Below are 16,455 nucleotides of genomic sequence, written 5' to 3'. Positions count from 1 at the left end.
AAGGAGAGTATTATGGCTACACAAGCTTCAGCTAAATCGCAAACAGTTAAACGTAACGGTACAAACGGCGTGGCTGAGCCGAGTCACCCAGTAACGGATCAACTGAAAGATTCTCTTCATGCGTCAGTAGACAAGTTAGCAGACAGTGCAGGCATTGCAGAGGAAAACATTCGTCGCACTGCGACATCGTCTGCAGAGAACATGTCAGCGAGAAAGCGTCTGGCACAGCAAAAATGGCAGGCGTCGAAAGTACGTAGATATGCCATTGAGAACCCAGTAGCGACAGCGGGTATCGCTTTCGCAGCAGGAATGTTAGTGACGTCACTTTTACGTAAGAAGTAATACGATGACTGTACCAGATTTTCGAAGAGCAAATTTCAATTTGTGCACAGAAAATCCTTTTCGCCTGACGCCGCCCGCGGCGCAGGCGAATCCTAATGTTACGAGCAACGGTGACAATGCTAACGCTGCATCAGCAACCTCTGAACACTCTGCACAATACAAGTCAACACAACAGAACAAGTCAACGCAACAGAATTACCCCGACCCATCGTTTTCGGATATCTTCTCGGCATTCTCCGAAGCATTGACCCAGCGAAAAGCGCAGGGTTTGGCATTTCTAGAGCTCACTAACAGTGAATTGATGCTCATTAAAAAGAGTTTCTTTGTTACAGTCTTTGCATGTCTAGCGGCATTTGCAGTGGGCACTGTATGTTGGCTCATTTTAAACATCGCCATTGGCGCTATACTTCATAGTGTGGGCGTTAGCTATGTGGTAGTTCCACTCCTGTTGTTGGTGTTCAACAGCATTGCGGCCTTTTGTTTATTTAAGCTTGCACAAAATGCATTCAATTACCTGAGCTTTAGCAGACTCATACAAACGTGGCGACGGGTTTTCGGAGAGTGAAAATGCTTACCATTGCGTAAAAAGCCACCGCCAATAGTGAGGAAAAGCGATGAACATTTTTTTAAAATCGAATATGAAAGATATAGCACAGAAAGAGCATGCTTATTTTTCGCAAAAACATCATGCAGATGTTGCACTTACACAAGCAAAGAGGCAATGTAAACTGATGATGGGAAAGCCTGAAACGTTGCTTGGCATCGCAACCCTTGGCGCATACAAGGGTGCGGTAGATGCAAAACCCAAAGCAAAACGCAATCAAGCCCTAATGGCAATAAGTAGGACTGCGCTATTGTCGTTATTTCAATGATCACAGTATTAAGGAATATGTGAGATGAACAACAAAAAAAATATGAAGAAAAGTCGTTTGACGCTTGCCTGTGTTGGTGTGGCGTTTAGCCTTGCAATAGTAGGTTGTTCATCGACCCCTGTAGCAGCCCCTACCCCTTATAAGTCAGCGAGTTCCAAAGCTGCCTATGGCTATTCGAGCGAAAAAATTTCTGAGAACGAATACAAGGTTCTTTTTAAGGCAACAGACAAAACTCCTGCTGATAAAGTACAGCAATATGCCCTTTACAGAGCAGCGGAAATTGCTCAAAAGCAAGGCTTTACCTATTTAGCTATTGTTAAAACCAACGTCGATAAAAAGCCAGTTGTTGCGCGAGAAGTTATGGCGAACAAGGAAGAGCCCGTGGCATTTCAAACCGACAGGCAGTGCACTATGTCAGGCTGCGATGAAGTGGCACAGCCTATGGCCGTCCCAAGCTCAAACGACGTTGTGAAAACTCAAATTAACGACATCTACTTTACTATTGATGTAATGATGGCGAATGATAAAACCCGTCTAGGTAAAAATGCTTTTACTGTCTTAGAGGTACTATCAGAGCCTCTTGAGCCAAAAAATGGCAACTAGCTGAGCGTTTTGCCGCTCACTTATGCTCTAAAACATCAGTTTTAATAGAAATGCTTTTCAGGCCCTAGTTGCAATTATTGAAAAGCATCGCTCAAACACATGAGCAAAACCGTAATGTGTATTAAAGCCAACAACCTGTGCACTAGTCTTTATTACTTTTCTGTTGTGGCTAACAGACCACTGGCTAACTGCATTCTTCACTTTTCTACAAACTTGGCCAGTGTCATATTCGTTTCTTCTTGAAAAAGTCGATGACACTGCTGCTATCACAGCTCTTTTTTCTAATTTATAGCTGTTATCCATTCTCCTGAAGTGCTTCCTGGATTTTTAATGGCCCGTTAATCTTCTATTAATGTTGTACAAAAGTCTCCGTCATCATAGCTAGCTATCATTAAACCCATGAACTGCAGAGCAGATTTATAAACCTCTAGCAACAACGTTGTAGCGGTACTGCTCTAAGCAATTGAATCAGGTAATAGCACATATTTATTTTGCAAATGACTAAGGAGTCAGGCGATGAGAAAGCTAAGCACGTTAATGACAAAAACTACTCTTGTAGCAGCTACAGTAATGTTGGTGACTGGTTGCAGTGCAGTGGCAAAACCGCAGATGGAGCACTCAGCTAGTTCGAATGTTCCGGCGTTAAAAGCTAAAGCACTCGACAACGCATTACTTTATTCCGACGAATGTATTACTGAGCGAGAAGTGGTAACGGCACAAAAGATGTGGGGCGACGGCATAGTGCGAATTGGTGCAGTATTTAGCAATGATGGTGATTACTCTGGCGAAGCCGCAGATTTCATCCAAGCTATGTATGGTTACGATTTAAGCAGCGTACTGTTTAAACCAACGCTTGCAGCTAACGACCAGTTCCGTTCAAGCTTCGATGCTGCGCTTTCATACTTTGTTGGCGGTAATGACGCTTACGAAGAGGACAAAGGCTTTGCTATAAAGCCATACACAAATGTGAAATTCGATAATGTGGGTATTATCAACAACAGCTGTCGCATGGCCGTGGCGATGGGCAACTACTTCTTTACCGATACAAAAGGTGGCGAAACGAAGGTGGAATACACGTTTGCCTATGTCAAAGATAGTGACGGCGACCTGCGTATTGTTGCTCACCAATCTTCGTTACCTTACAACCCAAACGGTAACTAAATAGGCCATTGCCCCTCCATTCTTAGGAAGTGTGAGGGGCGAAACACTCTCCCTTTGCAGGCAAGGCGTCCCTTCCCTTTCGCTTTGCCTCTTTTTTATTTTCAACGAGAAAAACTATGTGCGCAAAACGAATTATGACGCGTTGCGTCTTACTACTTGTGATGGCGATGACAGCCGGCATTAAGTCACACGCCGAGTCAGATTTTCAATCTTGGAACGCTCTCGCACTCACTGGAGATGCCGATGATAAAGGTAAATGGCAATTTTGGTTTGACGGTCATTTACGCTTTAAAGACGACGCATCTCGCCTAGGCGTTTCTATCGTTCGTCCCGGTGTCGGCTACAAACTATCAAGCGATACGACCTTGTGGCAGGGTGTTGCAAGAGTAACGATAGACTCAGACAACGGTTCAATTGAAGAAGACAGGGTGTGGCAGCAAGCTACGTATTCATTAAGCAAATTTATGGGCGGTACCATTTCAGGTAGAAGTCGTTTGGAGCAGCGATTCAGGAGCGATGAAGGCGGTGATACAGGCTATAGGTTCAGACAATTTATACGGTGGTCGAAACCTTTAAATGAGCAATGGTCAATGGTCGTTTGGGACGAGGTATTTTGGGCTTTGAACGACACAGACTGGGGCCAAAATAGCGGGTTTGATCAAAATAGACTTTATGTGGGACCGGCCTATCACCTCAACAAGAAATGGCGCGTTGAGATGGGATACTTACATAATCATATTGCGTCGCCAGGCGCCAATTCAGACGCCATAACAAACCGCAACCTTGCACTCACGTTCTTCGGAAGCTGGTAAGAATCAAAGAATAACTCCAGCCAAAGGCCCTTAACACACAAAGAGTAAAGTTGGGTGACTAGGGCCTTACTCGATCATGTAAAAAATGCATTCGTACGTGTAATCGTGACGTTAATTGCCTGCAGATACGGCCTGAAAACCAGAGAAAAATTAAATTATATCAATATATTTCAACAACTTAAAAAACAGGCACAAAGATAGCATTAGTTAAAGTGAAAGTAACGGAAGCAATACGAGGATTTAGTTATGTTAGGTTGGGCAATCACATTTTTTATCATCGCCATTATTGCAGCAGTTTTTGGTTTTGGAGGCATCGCAGGTGCAGCAACAGGTATCGCACAGTTTCTTTTCTTTGTGTTTATCGCGTTGCTCGTAATCTCACTTATCGCAAATGCGTTACGTGGTAGAGCACCAAGAGCCTAAGAGTTAGAAGTATTTTAATAGGAAAAAGGAGTAAGGATATGTTTTCATTTAAAAACTTATCAAAGGTACTAGTAGCATCAGCATTTGCACTATCACTAGCAGCTTGCGGTGACGGTGAAGCGGAAGACGCAGGCGAAGAGCTAGACGAAATTGTTACCGATGCAGGTAATGCCGTTGAAGACGCTTGTGAAGATGTGAAAGAAGGCGTAGACGCTGAAGATAAAGACTGTTAATCACGTTTTTATCAAAAAAGGGCCAGACAATTGTCTGGCCCTTTTTGTGTTTACAGTCGACGTGGTTTGACCTAACTGGTTAGTTAAGACACTTCTTCACCACCTAACTCACGAGCAAGATCGTCTAGTGTAGATAGCGTCGAATCAAATTCACCTACGCCGTAACGGTATTTTACACTCACGTGATGATCCGTACGCCCGAACTTCACTCTTAACCCTTCTGCGTCAATATGCTTCACGGTATTCAAAAAGCGATAGGCAGACATTTCTGTTTCAAATTGAAACTCAACACTGTTTTCCATTTAGGCTTTCCGTTTAAGCAACAATTTCAGGATGAGTATCAATAACTGAAACAACTCGTTGCAGCAAATGGTTATCTTCTTCGCTTATCGAGTCGTATGATAACCAGTCAGCAAGAATGTCGGGAGCTGTTGCCGCTTCGCCTTGTTCCAACTTAGATGTCATCATTTGTAGCTGTACGCTAGAGCGTATAGATGCGTCTGCATCTGGGCTTGGCATACCAGTTGCGACTTCTAATGCTACCGTCAACCATTGTCTATCGTGCTGAGTTGTTTTATTTCCAGTTGACTGACCCAATACGCTTGACCAACGCTTCCCTAACGTTTCCGCTAGAGATTGCTCATCACCACTTCCCTCACCTACACTTAGCTGTAGTAAAGAAATCAGAGCCTGAGCTCGCGCCAATCGGGCTTGAGATTGTGCATTTTTCGCTTGCGCCGCGCGCTTACTTTCAAGTGAATCAATCTTTTTATCTACTTTCGTACGTTGCGCTTTAGGCAAGTCGGTTAACTGAGCGCGAACGTCGCTTATTGATTGACTGAACGTTACATCATCGCTGTTGATGTCAACAGCTTCCACTTGCTTGAGTAGCGAATCTACTAACGCGTTAAATGCATTATTCTGTACTTTCCGCTCGGCTTTTAAACGTTCAAATACGGTGTCATTGGCAGCTTTAAATTCTGCCCACAACTTACTCTCTTCACGTTTACCTGCATGGCCTATTTGCTTCCACTGGCTTTGCAATTGCTGAGCTTTGTCGGCAGCGCCAGCAACATCTTCTTCCGTAGCAAGTTGGCAAGCTTGGGTGACTAACGCACGCTTTTGGGCTTGGTTGTCGCTTTGCCATTTATTTACTTTAGCCTGAATGGGCGATGATACCGCCTTCCATTCTTGCTTCAGCTGTTCATAAATTTCACGTTCAACCTGACCTGCAGCGTGCCACTGTTTAGACACTCTATCGAAAACTTTCACTAACTCGGCTTCCGGCATGTTAATGTCCATTGCCTTAACGGTAGCGATAATCGACATACGCTGTTCACGCGCAGCAGCCCGCTGTGCATCTAACTTCGCGTAATGCGCTCTACAAGGCTCGAAGGCCTTTTCAAGTGCATCATCAAATTGCTGCTGTAACAACGCGTCATCACTACTTTCTTCACTCGTTGACGATGACGGTGTTAGTGATAACCATTGCTTACGCAGATACTTAATGGCCTCACTTCTTTGCTTAATATTTTCTGCATCAGCGCTGGCTAACGCTTTTGCTTCTTCTACAAGAGCGGGTTTGCGCGGCGCAGCAAGGTAATCCTGCCATCCTTCTAAGCGCGACACATCACCAGCGGTCTTTTCAAAACGCTTCTCTACATACTTTTTCGCTGAACCAGGAAGCGCAGCATAACTTTCCTGAAGCTTTGCAAATTTTGAAATAGCAACGCGGAATTTACCCTGAGCAATTAAGTTATCGATAACGCTAATGTGCTTTCTAATGTGTTTTACTTGCTCATTTTCTTTGGATTTTTGAGCACGCTCTTTGGCATTTACACTGCTTGTCGCTGCGTTGAAACGTTTAGACAACGCCTTAGGAATGGCATCGATTTCGCGACTAAGCGCTTTATACGCTTGACGTGCTTCGTCAAACTCCGCTTTAAGAGCCACTACACTACTGCTTTGTAATGCGTCGCCACCATTTACCTGACTCAAATTCTCAGTCGATGCGCTAGCTTCTTCAACGCTCACATCACGGGTATCTTTACCCGACTCGCTATCGCTTGCCGAAACGATCTTAGCGGCAATGTCTTCGAGCGACTGAAGTTTTATCAGTAGCTTTTGGCCGTATTGCTGCTGCATAGAGAAGCGATCAAGCTGCTCGTTTAGTTCGTCGACAGAGTGCTTAATCTGTGTAATTCGCTTATCAGTTGCAGATTCATCATCGAGACGCGCTAGCTGTTCGAGCGTTGCTTCAACACCGCGCACGCTTTCATTAACCGTAGCAACATCAGCAAGCGTCGCTTCACAAAGCCTGTTATTGTACAACCAAGCTACCTGCTCCTTGGCATGAGTAAGCTGCTGTTCGCACAATGCTTTGGTATTGGCACGTTGCGACGCTTGTTGCTTCTCTTCCCATGCCGGGCGTATACGGCTTAAATATCGCTCGAGCTGCTCACCAATACGCGCGCGCTTTTCTTCATAATCAGCGCGTTCTTCTGAAGTGAGTAAATCAATTTGAGCAAATAGCCCTGTCAATTCGCTCTCAAGTTCGTTGCGCTTTTCATCAATGGTTTCTACATCTGATTTGTCGAGTAAAGCCTGATATTTTGAAAGTCCCAGAGTGAGCTGCTTTTTAAGCTCCACTGGGCGCTTTGCAGCCTCTTTGATAGCATCTATCCGCGCATTAATTTTCGTAACAAGGGCATCATCTGACACTTTCTTAGCAAGCTTTTGCAGATCTGATACGTCTGAATGTGCGTTGACTAGTTGAGTCTGCAGTTGGGGACTTGCGCCTTCTAAAAAAACAAACTGGGTGAAAGATGGCTTCGCTACTTTTTCGATTAGCGCGCTAGCTAGCGCATCATCTTGTAAGAGCATAGGCTCTTTCTTCAACATTTGTGGTACTAACTGCACTACCAAATCGGCGTTGGCTGTTTCAGTTAAAAAAGAGAATATCTCTTGGCGGGAGAGTGTGACATCCCCCTCGCCTAACAAAGCGGCGTTTACCTTTTTCTCCGCCGCTTTTTTAACGCGAGACTGCTTGGCAATTTGTGACATTTTAAGCCACAGCACAAAGCTATTAAGCTTTTCGAGTGCTGCTAAACTGACATTTGCATCTTCGTCATTAAATGCCAGTTCGTGAAGAATTGTTTTTTCCTGTGCCTTTTCGGGAGAGAGACTCTCGATTGCCTGCATCCGTTTTTCAGGCTTTGGGCTTTGGTGTGAAGGCGCAAATATACGACTAAATATCATCCTGTTTAAACCGCGCTATTGTATTATTATCATCCTGCTCATCGCGTAACGAGCGCTTAAAGTCGGCTTTACTTTTATGTACGATTTCGCCGCTTTCACCTACTGTCATATGCTCAGAGGACTTTTCTATTTTTGCTTGATACAGCATAACAGCCTGCATGCTGCTTGCTTTTTGCTCTTCGTTTAAAGGCGTGCCATCTGGCCACTTACCTGTTTCAACAGCCTGACGCAGACGCTCGTAAATCTCCGGCGTCATGCTGGCTAAAAGTGCTTCTATATTCATTTAGGAAAAACGCTTTATGTAAACAATACGCGCGCGGTTTACTAAGTACCAAACAAAGCCAACCACTGCGCCCAAAATAGCTAAATTATGTTGCAAATCACCTGGGCGTGTTCCGCCCCAATACATGAAGCCAAAACTCGCAACGAATATCAGCATAGCAAGAAGGGATTGGTTCTGGATACTGGCTAACTTTTTAAATCTTTGTAAGCTTTGTTTGCGCTCTATATCTTCAGAGGTCGCATCACCGATTTTAAAGTCACAGTGAGGACACGTCTTCGCTTTGTCAGACGTTTTTTTATTACACGAAGGACAGTCAACTAATGCCATATGTTGCTCCTGTTTATTGGGTGCGAAATGGAAATGCGCAACTCGCTATTGAGCGAAGACGCATTTATACGCGGATGGGTATCATACTTAAGTTCATCACAACAATGAAGTCGATTCTGTGGATTAACCTTATCGCTATAAAACAAAAATGCGCAGGGTGTTAACTTTTATACAAAGTTCACCGCTACGCATTTTTACCTGATAGCCAAGTTGCATTTCCCTTCAGTGAAACTCAAGAGGGGGCGATGCTTTAGGCAATACTCACCTTATTTTTTATGTCGAGACCAGTAGTCGTTAACCGTTTCTTTCATCTCTTTACAAAGCAACATGATGCCGAACAAGTTTGGCAAGGTCATTACCACGATAGCCACAGCTGAAAGTGCCCAAACTAATGTAGTGTCAGAGAATGCAGCCCAAACGAAACCGGCGACGTAGATGACGCGATACGGCATTACGGAGCGAGGACCGAACAAATATGTCATAGCGCGATCACCATAATATGACCAAGCGATGGCGGTTGAGAACGCAAACAGCATAAGCCCAATTGACACGATATATTGACCGAAATCGCCAAAGAAACCGCGTGTAAAGGCAATGGTGGTGAGCGCTGCCGAGTGAACCAGTGACTTACCGCTTACTTCAAGGTTCTCTTTAACCGGCTTTCCGTCAACAATCTTAAGCGTGCCAGTAAACAAGTCTTCACTACCTACTGCATACTTCACGTCTTCTGCTACAGACCTAGCGTTAAGCAGTGTAAAACCATCGCTTACCGCCGTGCCGTTAACAACGGTAATTGAGCCAGTATAAGGCTGTACATTGTTACCTTCAATTTCATTCAAGTAACCATATAGTTTGTTTACGTCATCCTGATTCGAGTCGTCGTATTGACCTGCAACAAAGTACATGTCTGAACGATCGAAGACGTTTTCGTGTTTTTCTTTCCACACGCCAGACGACAAAATAACCAAACCCGTTACGGTACAAATTAGAATAGTGTCGATAAAGGGTTCAAGCAGTGACACCATACCTTCTGAAGCAGGCTCTTTCGTTTTTGCCGCTGCGTGAGCGATAGGTGCAGAGCCTTGACCCGCTTCGTTTGAAAACAAGCCTCGGTTAACCCCACGGTTAAACGCATAAGCTAACGAAGCTCCCAAGAAACCACCTGCGGCAGCTGAACCAGTAAACGCATCACCGATAACTGCGGCAAACGAAGGCCCAATGTTGTCTAGATTAGCGAAAATAACCGCTAGCGCACCGATAAGGTAGATAACAGCCATAACTGGAACAACACGCGCTGTAAACGCGGCAATGCGTTGGATACCACCAAGAATGACCAAGGCTAGAAGAATACCCAGTACACTACCTACCATCCAAGGCTCGAAGCCAAATGTTGCTTCGATACTTTGCGCGATACCATTACTTTGAGGAAGGTTTCCGGTACCAAATGAGCTGACTACCGTTGCAACAGCAAATGCAACCGCTAACCACTTCATGTTTAGGCGACGGTCCATGTAATACATAGGGCCACCGGCCATGGTGCCGTCTTCTGTCTTTACGCGATATTTGTGCGACAGAGTAACTTCAACGAATTTTGTAGTCATACCTAAAAAGGCGGTTACCCACATCCAAAATAGTGCAGCGGGGCCACCAAGGAAAATAGCGAATGCAACACCTGAGATGTTACCTGTACCTACGGTACCAGACAGTGCGGTAGTTAGCGCGCGAAAATGGGTGGTGTCGCCTGGATCGCTTTCTTTATCAAACTTACCGGTAACAACCTGCCAAGCATGTTTAAAGAAACGAATTTGCGGAAATTTAAGATAAACCGTAAAGAAAAGACCTACGCCTAACAGTACATAAGGAAACCAGAACGCGCCTCCTAAGAATCCATCGAGCATAGTTAGAAAACCATATAACCCTTCCAACGTTATTCCCCTTTTTTATTATGTTTAATTGTTGTTTTATTTTAATAATTAAAAGGCCTCTTTTTGTCGAGGCCTTTTTGCGGAAACTTTCGCTTCCTTATTTTTATTTTATTGCTCTGATGCTTTTAGCTTTTTAACAACTGCATTCACACCAATAAGTAAATCTTCACCTAATTGACGGCTGCGTTGTACCGACCAACCGTAGATATCGTCCGGTACATCTGCATTGTCTTTAAATGGCATTTCCACCGTATATGCCATACATTTGAATTTCTCGCCCACCGCATTTGACGCTACGGTTAAATTAGCCTTGCCTGGCTCATCTTTATCATAACCAAATTCATCTTGAAACTCTGGCGTAGCGTTCAACAGCGCATCTTTAAACGTATTTTCAAGCATTTTGATGGTGTCATTGTAGCTAGGGTTACCTTCACTTCCTGCGACAAAGTTGTACGGCAATGCCTCATCACCGTGCAAATCAAGATACATGTCTACACCAATTTCGCTCATTGCATTCAGTACGTAAAGTACTTCTGGGCTTTTTTCTTTCGATGGTGTCGCCCACTCACGGTTTAGATTGGTTCCTACAGCGTTGGTACGCAGATGACCGCGTGCGCTGCCGTCTGGGTTCATGTTTGGCACAATGTAGAAAACAGCATTATCAAGCAACTGTCGCGCCAAACCATCTTGCTCGTCGAGCAGACGATAAATAATACCTTCGGCACACCACTCGGCCATGGTTTCGCCAGGGTGTTGACGTGCCGTGATCCAGACTTTTTTCTTTTCTGGTGTTTCTTCACCGATAACCAGCATAGACATATCACGGCCATCAAGGGTAAGGCCTAGGAATTTGTGCTCGCACAGTAGTGACATCTGCGCGTCGTGCACAAGATCGAGGTGACGTTCGTAGCTAAAAGGAATGAAATACGCGAAGTATACGCTTGGCTGTTCTAGCGTTAGTGAGAACGTAAGATTGTCACCGTCAAATTCGCTAGGAATTCTAAACCAAGTTTGACGGTCGTAAGACGCTAGAACGTTATATCCCTTCCAACCTTCTGGATACGCTGACTTAGCCAGATTACCAATCGTCATTGTGTGAGTTACAAAAGTTTCGCCCACTAAACGAAAATGGAACCACTGAGCAAATTCAGATTGGTTGTCGTTGGGAATGGTTAGACGGATATCGTCTGGTGATTGTGCGCTAACAACTTCAATGTTACCGCTGTCGAATTGACTGGAAATATGCATAGACTGTCGTTTTCCTCATTATTTGAGCGCTAATTTAGCATAGACGTAAACACAAATTCCACGCACACAGCGGGTTTTGTACTATCGAAAGTATACAAAATGTTTACACCATCAAAAAACCGACCACTTAGGTCGGTTTTTTATACAGTTAACTAAACTGCGTGTTGCTTAAAGCGGCAACGTAGGGAAACTAAGCCCTGCCATATCACGAACTACACGTAGTACCTGACAGCTGTAACCAAACTCGTTGTCATACCACACGTATAGTGTCAGGCGGTTATCTGCGGCGATGGTCGCCTGAGAGTCAACCACAGACGCAGCGCGAGAGCCGACTAAGTCTGTTGATACAATCTCTTTACTTGCCGTGTAGTCAATTTGGTGTTGAAGCTTTGAGAACAACGCGGTATCGCGCAAGAACTCGTTAACTGCAATGCGATCCACCGGCGTTTTAAGATTTAGGTTCAAAATCGCTAGCGACACATTAGGTGTAGGTACGCGGATAGCATTACCGGTAAGTTTACCTGCCAGTTTCGGGTACGCTTTGGCAACGGCTTTCGCAGCGCCCGTTTCGGTAATGACCATATTAAGTGGCGCACTACGTCCACGACGATCACCTTTGTGGTAGTTATCGATAAGGTTTTGGTCGTTGGTGTAAGAGTGAACGGTTTCAACGTGACCGTTTTCAATGCCATATTCTTCGTCTAGCGCTTTAAGTACCGGCGTTATTGCGTTAGTTGTACAGCTTGCAGCAGATACAATTGTGTCTTCTGGTGTTACTTCTTCGTCATTTACACCGTGTACGATGTTCTTGATGTCACCTTTACCCGGGGCAGTAAGAATAGCTTTCGCTGCACCCTTAGCTTTAAGGTGTAGGCCAAGGCCATCGCGGTCACGCCAAATACCCGTGTTGTCTATGATGATAGCGTTATCGATACCATATTGCGTGTAATCCACTTCATCTGGGCTGTTGGCATAAATGACTTGAATGTATGAACCGTTTGCTTTTAGCGCGTTACGCTCGTGGTCAACTGTGATGCTGCCGTTGAATGGCCCATGCACTGAATCGCGGCGCAGTAAGCTTGCGCGTTTTTCTAGGTCGCCATCGCGCCCGCCACGAACCACAATGGCACGTAAGCGAAGCTTATTGTTTTTACCTTGGCGTTCAATAAGCAAGCGAGCAAGTAAACGACCTATACGGCCAAAACCATATAGTACAACGTCCTGAGGTTTCTGATCGTCCTCTTTATCGGCAACGTCGTTTAGTTTTTCGTTAAGGTAGGCCGTAAGGTCGTTGTTGTCGACCGCAGAACCGTAGTGAAAATCAAAAGCCAATTTACCAATATCAATTTGTGCAGGAGCAAGCTTCATGTTGCTCAAGGCTTCTAAGATTGGATAGCTTTCGCGTAGGCGTAGCTTAATACCTTCGTGCAGACGCACTTTGCGGTGCGCTTTGATAACATCAATAGCACTGGCGTTCAGTAGCGAGCGTCCATAAACCGAAATTTCAACTGCCTTATTGCGATACAATTTACCAATAAGGGGCAACATCATTTCTGCGTATTCCTGACGCTCTTGCCAGCTGCTTTGTAATTCCTGCTCAAACTGTTGATTCATGCTTCTGCCTTCATCGATATTAATTTAACGGTGTTGTCATTGTTGTATGCGCAGCCAATTTTTTTGTGGCACAAACACGTACAACTAATCCTAATTACGCGTCAGCTTTTTATTATTTTTGGGGTACACTAGGTGAGTTTTCGCCTGACGGTGACGAGCAGTATCTTAAATAAACAAGCAAGGAAGACCAAATTGTTGATAAGTTTCAAAACCTCTATGAAAACTCGTATAACAGAGAGTTTATTTAGTAAGTTTCCAACAAAAGGTTATGTAACGACGGTGTGGCTGGCAGCAGCGACAACACTGACGGGTTGTGGCGATCTTTTTGAACCTACTATCAGTGAAATTTGTGAATCTCACAGCGAGATTTGCCTAGATTTGAGTTTGGATGCCCGTTGTCGCGCCGAGCGTGCTGAGATTATTCGCTTACGTTACTACAATCAAGATTCGAAAGACGACGCGTACAAGTACCCTCTTCTTTTAAACTTCGAAGAGTATCTAACCTGCGTTGAAGAAGTGCAGCATATAGAACATATAAAACGCAAAGGTAAAGAAGCAACGAGACTAAAAGGCGTTATTACCGCTCAGCGTGAAATTAAACGTCTAAGCCGCGAGACGAAAGACTCACTTGACCCCTATCTCTCTTATTATCACTGGACACGGTATAACGATAAAGACGCTTTTCATCGCTTTGAGCGCTACGCTGCCAGCAACCGTGTAAGCGATCCAAAGCTTCTGGTTGCATTGGCCTCTGTTCAAATAAAAACAGATCAGAAGCGCACTATTGAAACCTTGTATCGAGCGCTGAGTTTATACACGGATAGTGACAATATCGATGTCAGTATCTTCTACTCGCTTGCGTCTATGGGAATGGATATGGATAACTATCGACTCGCCTACGTTTGGTATGGTGTTGCTGAGGCTTTCGACGAAAGGCTTAACGACACTCAGCGCATACAGTTAGGTCAGCAACATGCCCTTCCAGTAGACATTCTAGATAATATTGTTGATGAAATAGTCAGTAATTTAAATAGCGCGACCTTTGATGCAAGTTCATTAAAGCTAGACAAACTCTGATTTTTTGAAACTCAATTACACAATTTCATTGGGAAATAATTAAAAAAACCGCCGTTTATGGGCGGTTTTTTTTAATTGGGCTCCGTAGCCTTACACACAAGGTTAAAATTTAATCAGATGTTTACCTTAATCAAACGCTCACCTAGGGCTTTTTAACCTTTAATTTGTGTATCATCTTCGCCTTTAAAGGTCATAGATAGCGAATTTACGCAGTAGCGTTGACCCGTTGGCGCAGGACCATCTGGAAATACATGGCCTAAGTGCGAGCCACACTGCTTACAAAAAATCTCAACCCTACGCATACCGTGACTCAAGTCTTCTCTGTAATCTACATTACCGTCATCAAGCTGCTTATAGAAAGAAGGCCATCCACAACCAGCATCAAATTTAGTATCTGAGGGGAAAAGTGGCGCTTCGCAGCACTTACACACGTACAATCCATCTCGCTGCTCGTCTAGCAATACTCCAGTGAAAGGTCGCTCAGTACCCGCTTCGCGGCATACATAATATTCCTCGTCAGTGAGCTCAGTTTTCCAGTCTTTTTTAGCTACTGATGCGTTTGCTTTTTCATCTGTCGACATAACTTACCTCTTTAAACAAAAAAGGTGTATTTGAAAACAAATACACCTCTTAATAGTTTACGCTCAGTTATGAGCGCGTGTAACACTATTTAGTTCATACTATTTTTTGATAGCCGTTTGCGGACGTGCGGGATCACTCCACTCGATGTGATACTTTTTACCTGCTGGCTTATCTACTCGCTGATAAGTATGTGCGCCAAAATAATCGCGCTGGCCTTGCAGCAAATTAGCAGGTAACACAGCTGTGCGATATGAATCGTAATAGCTTAGCGCCGACATCATGGCAGGGCAAGGAACGCCAGCCAGTGTCGCTTGGGCAATAGACTCGCGCCAATCAGATTGGTACTGTGTAATTTGTTCTGCAAAGAATGGGTCCATAAGCAAGTTGGCTAAGTCTTCGTTATTCTCGTAGGCCTGAGAAATAGACTGAAGAAATACGGCGCGAATAATACAGCCCGCACGCCATATTTTAGCAATTTCACCAAACTCCAGTGTCCAGCCGTGTTCTTTACCTGCCATTGCCATTAACTGGAAGCCCTGTGCGTATGCACAGATTTTAGAGCAATAAAGCGCTTGCTCTAGCTTGTTGATGATCGACATTTTCTCATCATCGCTGAATGATGGCGCATCTGGGCCTGCAAGAACCTTGCTCGCAGCTACACGCTCGTCTTTCAAACTAGAAATACTGCGCGCGAATACCGCAGAAGTGATGGTCTGTGCCGGACTACCTACTTGTAATGCGCTTACTGCAGTCCAAAGGCCTGTACCTTTTTGACCTGCTCTATCTAAGATCACATCAACCAACGGCTGCTGTGTTTCTGGATCCATTTGCTCAAGAACTTCAGCACTAATTTCCATCAGGTAGCTATTCAGCTTGCCTTCGTTCCAGCGACGAAACACCTCTGCTATTTCAGCTGGCGCCATATGTAGCGCTTCGCGCATAACATGGTAAGTTTCGCAGATAAGCTGCATGTCGGCGTATTCGATACCGTTGTGCACCATTTTTACATAGTGCCCTGCTCCAACCGGACCGATGTAGGTCGCACATGGTTCGCCTTCTAACACTGGTTGACCTGGCGTATGGCTTTCTAATGGTTTACCTGTTTCTGGGTCAACCTTTGCAGCAATAGCTTTAAGAACAGGCTCAATGCGTGTCCATGCATAAGGGTTGCCTGAAGGCATAAGAGATGGCCCGAAACGAGCGCCTACTTCACCACCTGACACGGCGGTAGAGAAGAAGATAAATTTACCTTTGTACTGCTCTTCACGTGCAACAGAGTCTGTCCACAAACTGTTGCCAGTATCAACCACGATATCGTCAGCGTGAATTCCGGCGTCAATAAGATGATTGCAAACGTGGTCAACAGGATCGCCAGCAGGCACAGAGATAATAATAAGATGCGGGGCTTTTAACTTGCTTAAAAGCTCGGTGTAAGAACTGCAGCCTTCAACACGAGGCTCAGTATTTTCAGCTCTTTCGCTCGCGTCTTTGGCAAGAATAGACTCAACTTTGTTTTGGTCTAAATCGAAACACGCTACACGATAGCCATGGTCCACTAGGTTCATGGTTAGGTTACTACCCATCACCCCTAAACCGATAAAACCAATATCACACGACTTGTCTTCGTGCGAATTACCACCTTTCTTTTGCATAGGAACACCCTCACATTTCAGATGGCTGCGCATGATACCACCT

The 16,455-nt window shown here is 44.6% G+C and carries 18 protein-coding genes; 9 read left to right on the top strand and 9 right to left on the bottom strand.

The window, feature by feature from the left end; translation table 11 throughout:
* Positions 1–12 precede the first annotated feature (12 nt).
* From WA381_RS15780 to WA381_RS15745, 8 genes are all read left to right on the top strand, one after another.
* On the top strand, positions 13–342 hold the full coding sequence (locus WA381_RS15780) for a hypothetical protein (RefSeq protein WP_014949825.1): 330 nt from the start codon (positions 13–15) through the stop codon (positions 340–342).
* Positions 343–346: 4 nt separating this feature from the next.
* On the top strand, positions 347–907 hold the full coding sequence (locus WA381_RS15775; protein WP_156086534.1) for a hypothetical protein: 561 nt from the start codon (positions 347–349) through the stop codon (positions 905–907).
* A 49-nt stretch (positions 908–956) separates the two neighbouring features.
* Positions 957–1,214, top strand: coding sequence for a hypothetical protein (locus WA381_RS15770; protein WP_014949827.1), 258 nt, complete (start codon positions 957–959; stop codon positions 1,212–1,214).
* A gap of 24 nt (positions 1,215–1,238) precedes the next feature.
* On the top strand, positions 1,239–1,817 hold the full coding sequence (locus WA381_RS15765) for a CC0125/CC1285 family lipoprotein (RefSeq protein ID WP_014976806.1): 579 nt from the start codon (positions 1,239–1,241) through the stop codon (positions 1,815–1,817).
* Between the two features lie 516 nt (positions 1,818–2,333).
* Positions 2,334–2,978: a hypothetical protein gene (locus WA381_RS15760; protein WP_014949830.1), complete on the top strand. Its 645-nt coding sequence runs from the start codon at positions 2,334–2,336 to the stop codon at positions 2,976–2,978.
* A gap of 116 nt (positions 2,979–3,094) precedes the next feature.
* The gene (locus tag WA381_RS15755; protein ID WP_156086535.1) at positions 3,095–3,790 is read left to right on the top strand and encodes a DUF2490 domain-containing protein; all 696 of its coding nucleotides are present in this window, start codon (positions 3,095–3,097) and stop codon (positions 3,788–3,790) included.
* Between the two features lie 246 nt (positions 3,791–4,036).
* Positions 4,037–4,213 carry a DUF1328 domain-containing protein gene (locus tag WA381_RS15750; RefSeq protein WP_014949832.1) on the top strand — a complete coding sequence of 59 codons (177 nt, stop codon included), beginning with the start codon at positions 4,037–4,039 and terminating at the stop codon, positions 4,211–4,213.
* A 38-nt stretch (positions 4,214–4,251) separates the two neighbouring features.
* Positions 4,252–4,446 (top strand): hypothetical protein, encoded by a 195-nt coding sequence (locus WA381_RS15745; RefSeq protein ID WP_014949833.1) that lies wholly within the window; start codon positions 4,252–4,254, stop codon positions 4,444–4,446.
* Between the two features lie 83 nt (positions 4,447–4,529).
* On the opposite strand, the gene WA381_RS15740 is transcribed toward WA381_RS15745, so the two are convergent.
* The 7 genes from WA381_RS15740 to WA381_RS15710 form a co-directional block, all read right to left on the bottom strand.
* The gene (locus tag WA381_RS15740) at positions 4,530–4,748 is read right to left on the bottom strand and encodes a hypothetical protein (RefSeq protein WP_014949834.1); all 219 of its coding nucleotides are present in this window, start codon (positions 4,746–4,748) and stop codon (positions 4,530–4,532) included.
* Between the two features lie 13 nt (positions 4,749–4,761).
* Entirely contained in the window at positions 4,762–7,704 is a 2,943-nt protein-coding gene (locus WA381_RS15735) for a DUF349 domain-containing protein (protein WP_156086536.1), read from the bottom strand.
* On the bottom strand, positions 7,694–7,987 hold the full coding sequence (locus tag WA381_RS15730) for a YeaC family protein (protein WP_014949836.1): 294 nt from the start codon (positions 7,985–7,987) through the stop codon (positions 7,694–7,696). Before WA381_RS15730 ends, WA381_RS15735 begins: the two co-directional genes overlap by 11 nt.
* The gene (locus tag WA381_RS15725; RefSeq protein ID WP_014949837.1) at positions 7,988–8,314 is read right to left on the bottom strand and encodes a zinc ribbon domain-containing protein; all 327 of its coding nucleotides are present in this window, start codon (positions 8,312–8,314) and stop codon (positions 7,988–7,990) included.
* A gap of 266 nt (positions 8,315–8,580) precedes the next feature.
* Positions 8,581–10,239: an alanine/glycine:cation symporter family protein gene (locus WA381_RS15720; RefSeq protein WP_014949838.1), complete on the bottom strand. Its 1,659-nt coding sequence runs from the start codon at positions 10,237–10,239 to the stop codon at positions 8,581–8,583.
* Positions 10,240–10,347: 108 nt separating this feature from the next.
* Positions 10,348–11,487: a M14 family metallopeptidase gene (locus WA381_RS15715; protein ID WP_039225346.1), complete on the bottom strand. Its 1,140-nt coding sequence runs from the start codon at positions 11,485–11,487 to the stop codon at positions 10,348–10,350.
* A 168-nt stretch (positions 11,488–11,655) separates the two neighbouring features.
* Positions 11,656–13,101, bottom strand: a complete 1,446-nt coding sequence (locus tag WA381_RS15710; RefSeq protein WP_014949840.1) for a glyceraldehyde-3-phosphate dehydrogenase — start codon at positions 13,099–13,101, stop codon at positions 11,656–11,658.
* Between the two features lie 192 nt (positions 13,102–13,293).
* Between WA381_RS15710 and WA381_RS15705 the strand changes: the two genes are divergently transcribed.
* Positions 13,294–14,178, top strand: a complete 885-nt coding sequence (locus tag WA381_RS15705) for a DUF2989 domain-containing protein (RefSeq protein ID WP_061486036.1) — start codon at positions 13,294–13,296, stop codon at positions 14,176–14,178.
* 152 nt (positions 14,179–14,330) lie between these two features.
* Here the strand turns inward: WA381_RS15705 and msrB are convergent, their stop codons facing one another.
* Positions 14,331–14,759, bottom strand: a complete 429-nt coding sequence (msrB, locus tag WA381_RS15700) for a peptide-methionine (R)-S-oxide reductase MsrB (RefSeq protein ID WP_014949842.1) — start codon at positions 14,757–14,759, stop codon at positions 14,331–14,333.
* 99 nt (positions 14,760–14,858) lie between these two features.
* Positions 14,859–16,412, bottom strand: coding sequence for an NADP-dependent phosphogluconate dehydrogenase (gene gndA / locus WA381_RS15695; protein WP_014976813.1), 1,554 nt, complete (start codon positions 16,410–16,412; stop codon positions 14,859–14,861).
* Positions 16,413–16,455: the final 43 nt, after the last annotated feature.

Source organism: Alteromonas sp. CH_MED4-4 (assembly GCF_037029575.1).
Classification (GTDB): domain Bacteria; phylum Pseudomonadota; class Gammaproteobacteria; order Enterobacterales; family Alteromonadaceae; genus Alteromonas; species Alteromonas macleodii.
Note: the sequence above shows the minus strand (reverse complement) of the source record. Positions and strands in the feature narration are given on the sequence as shown.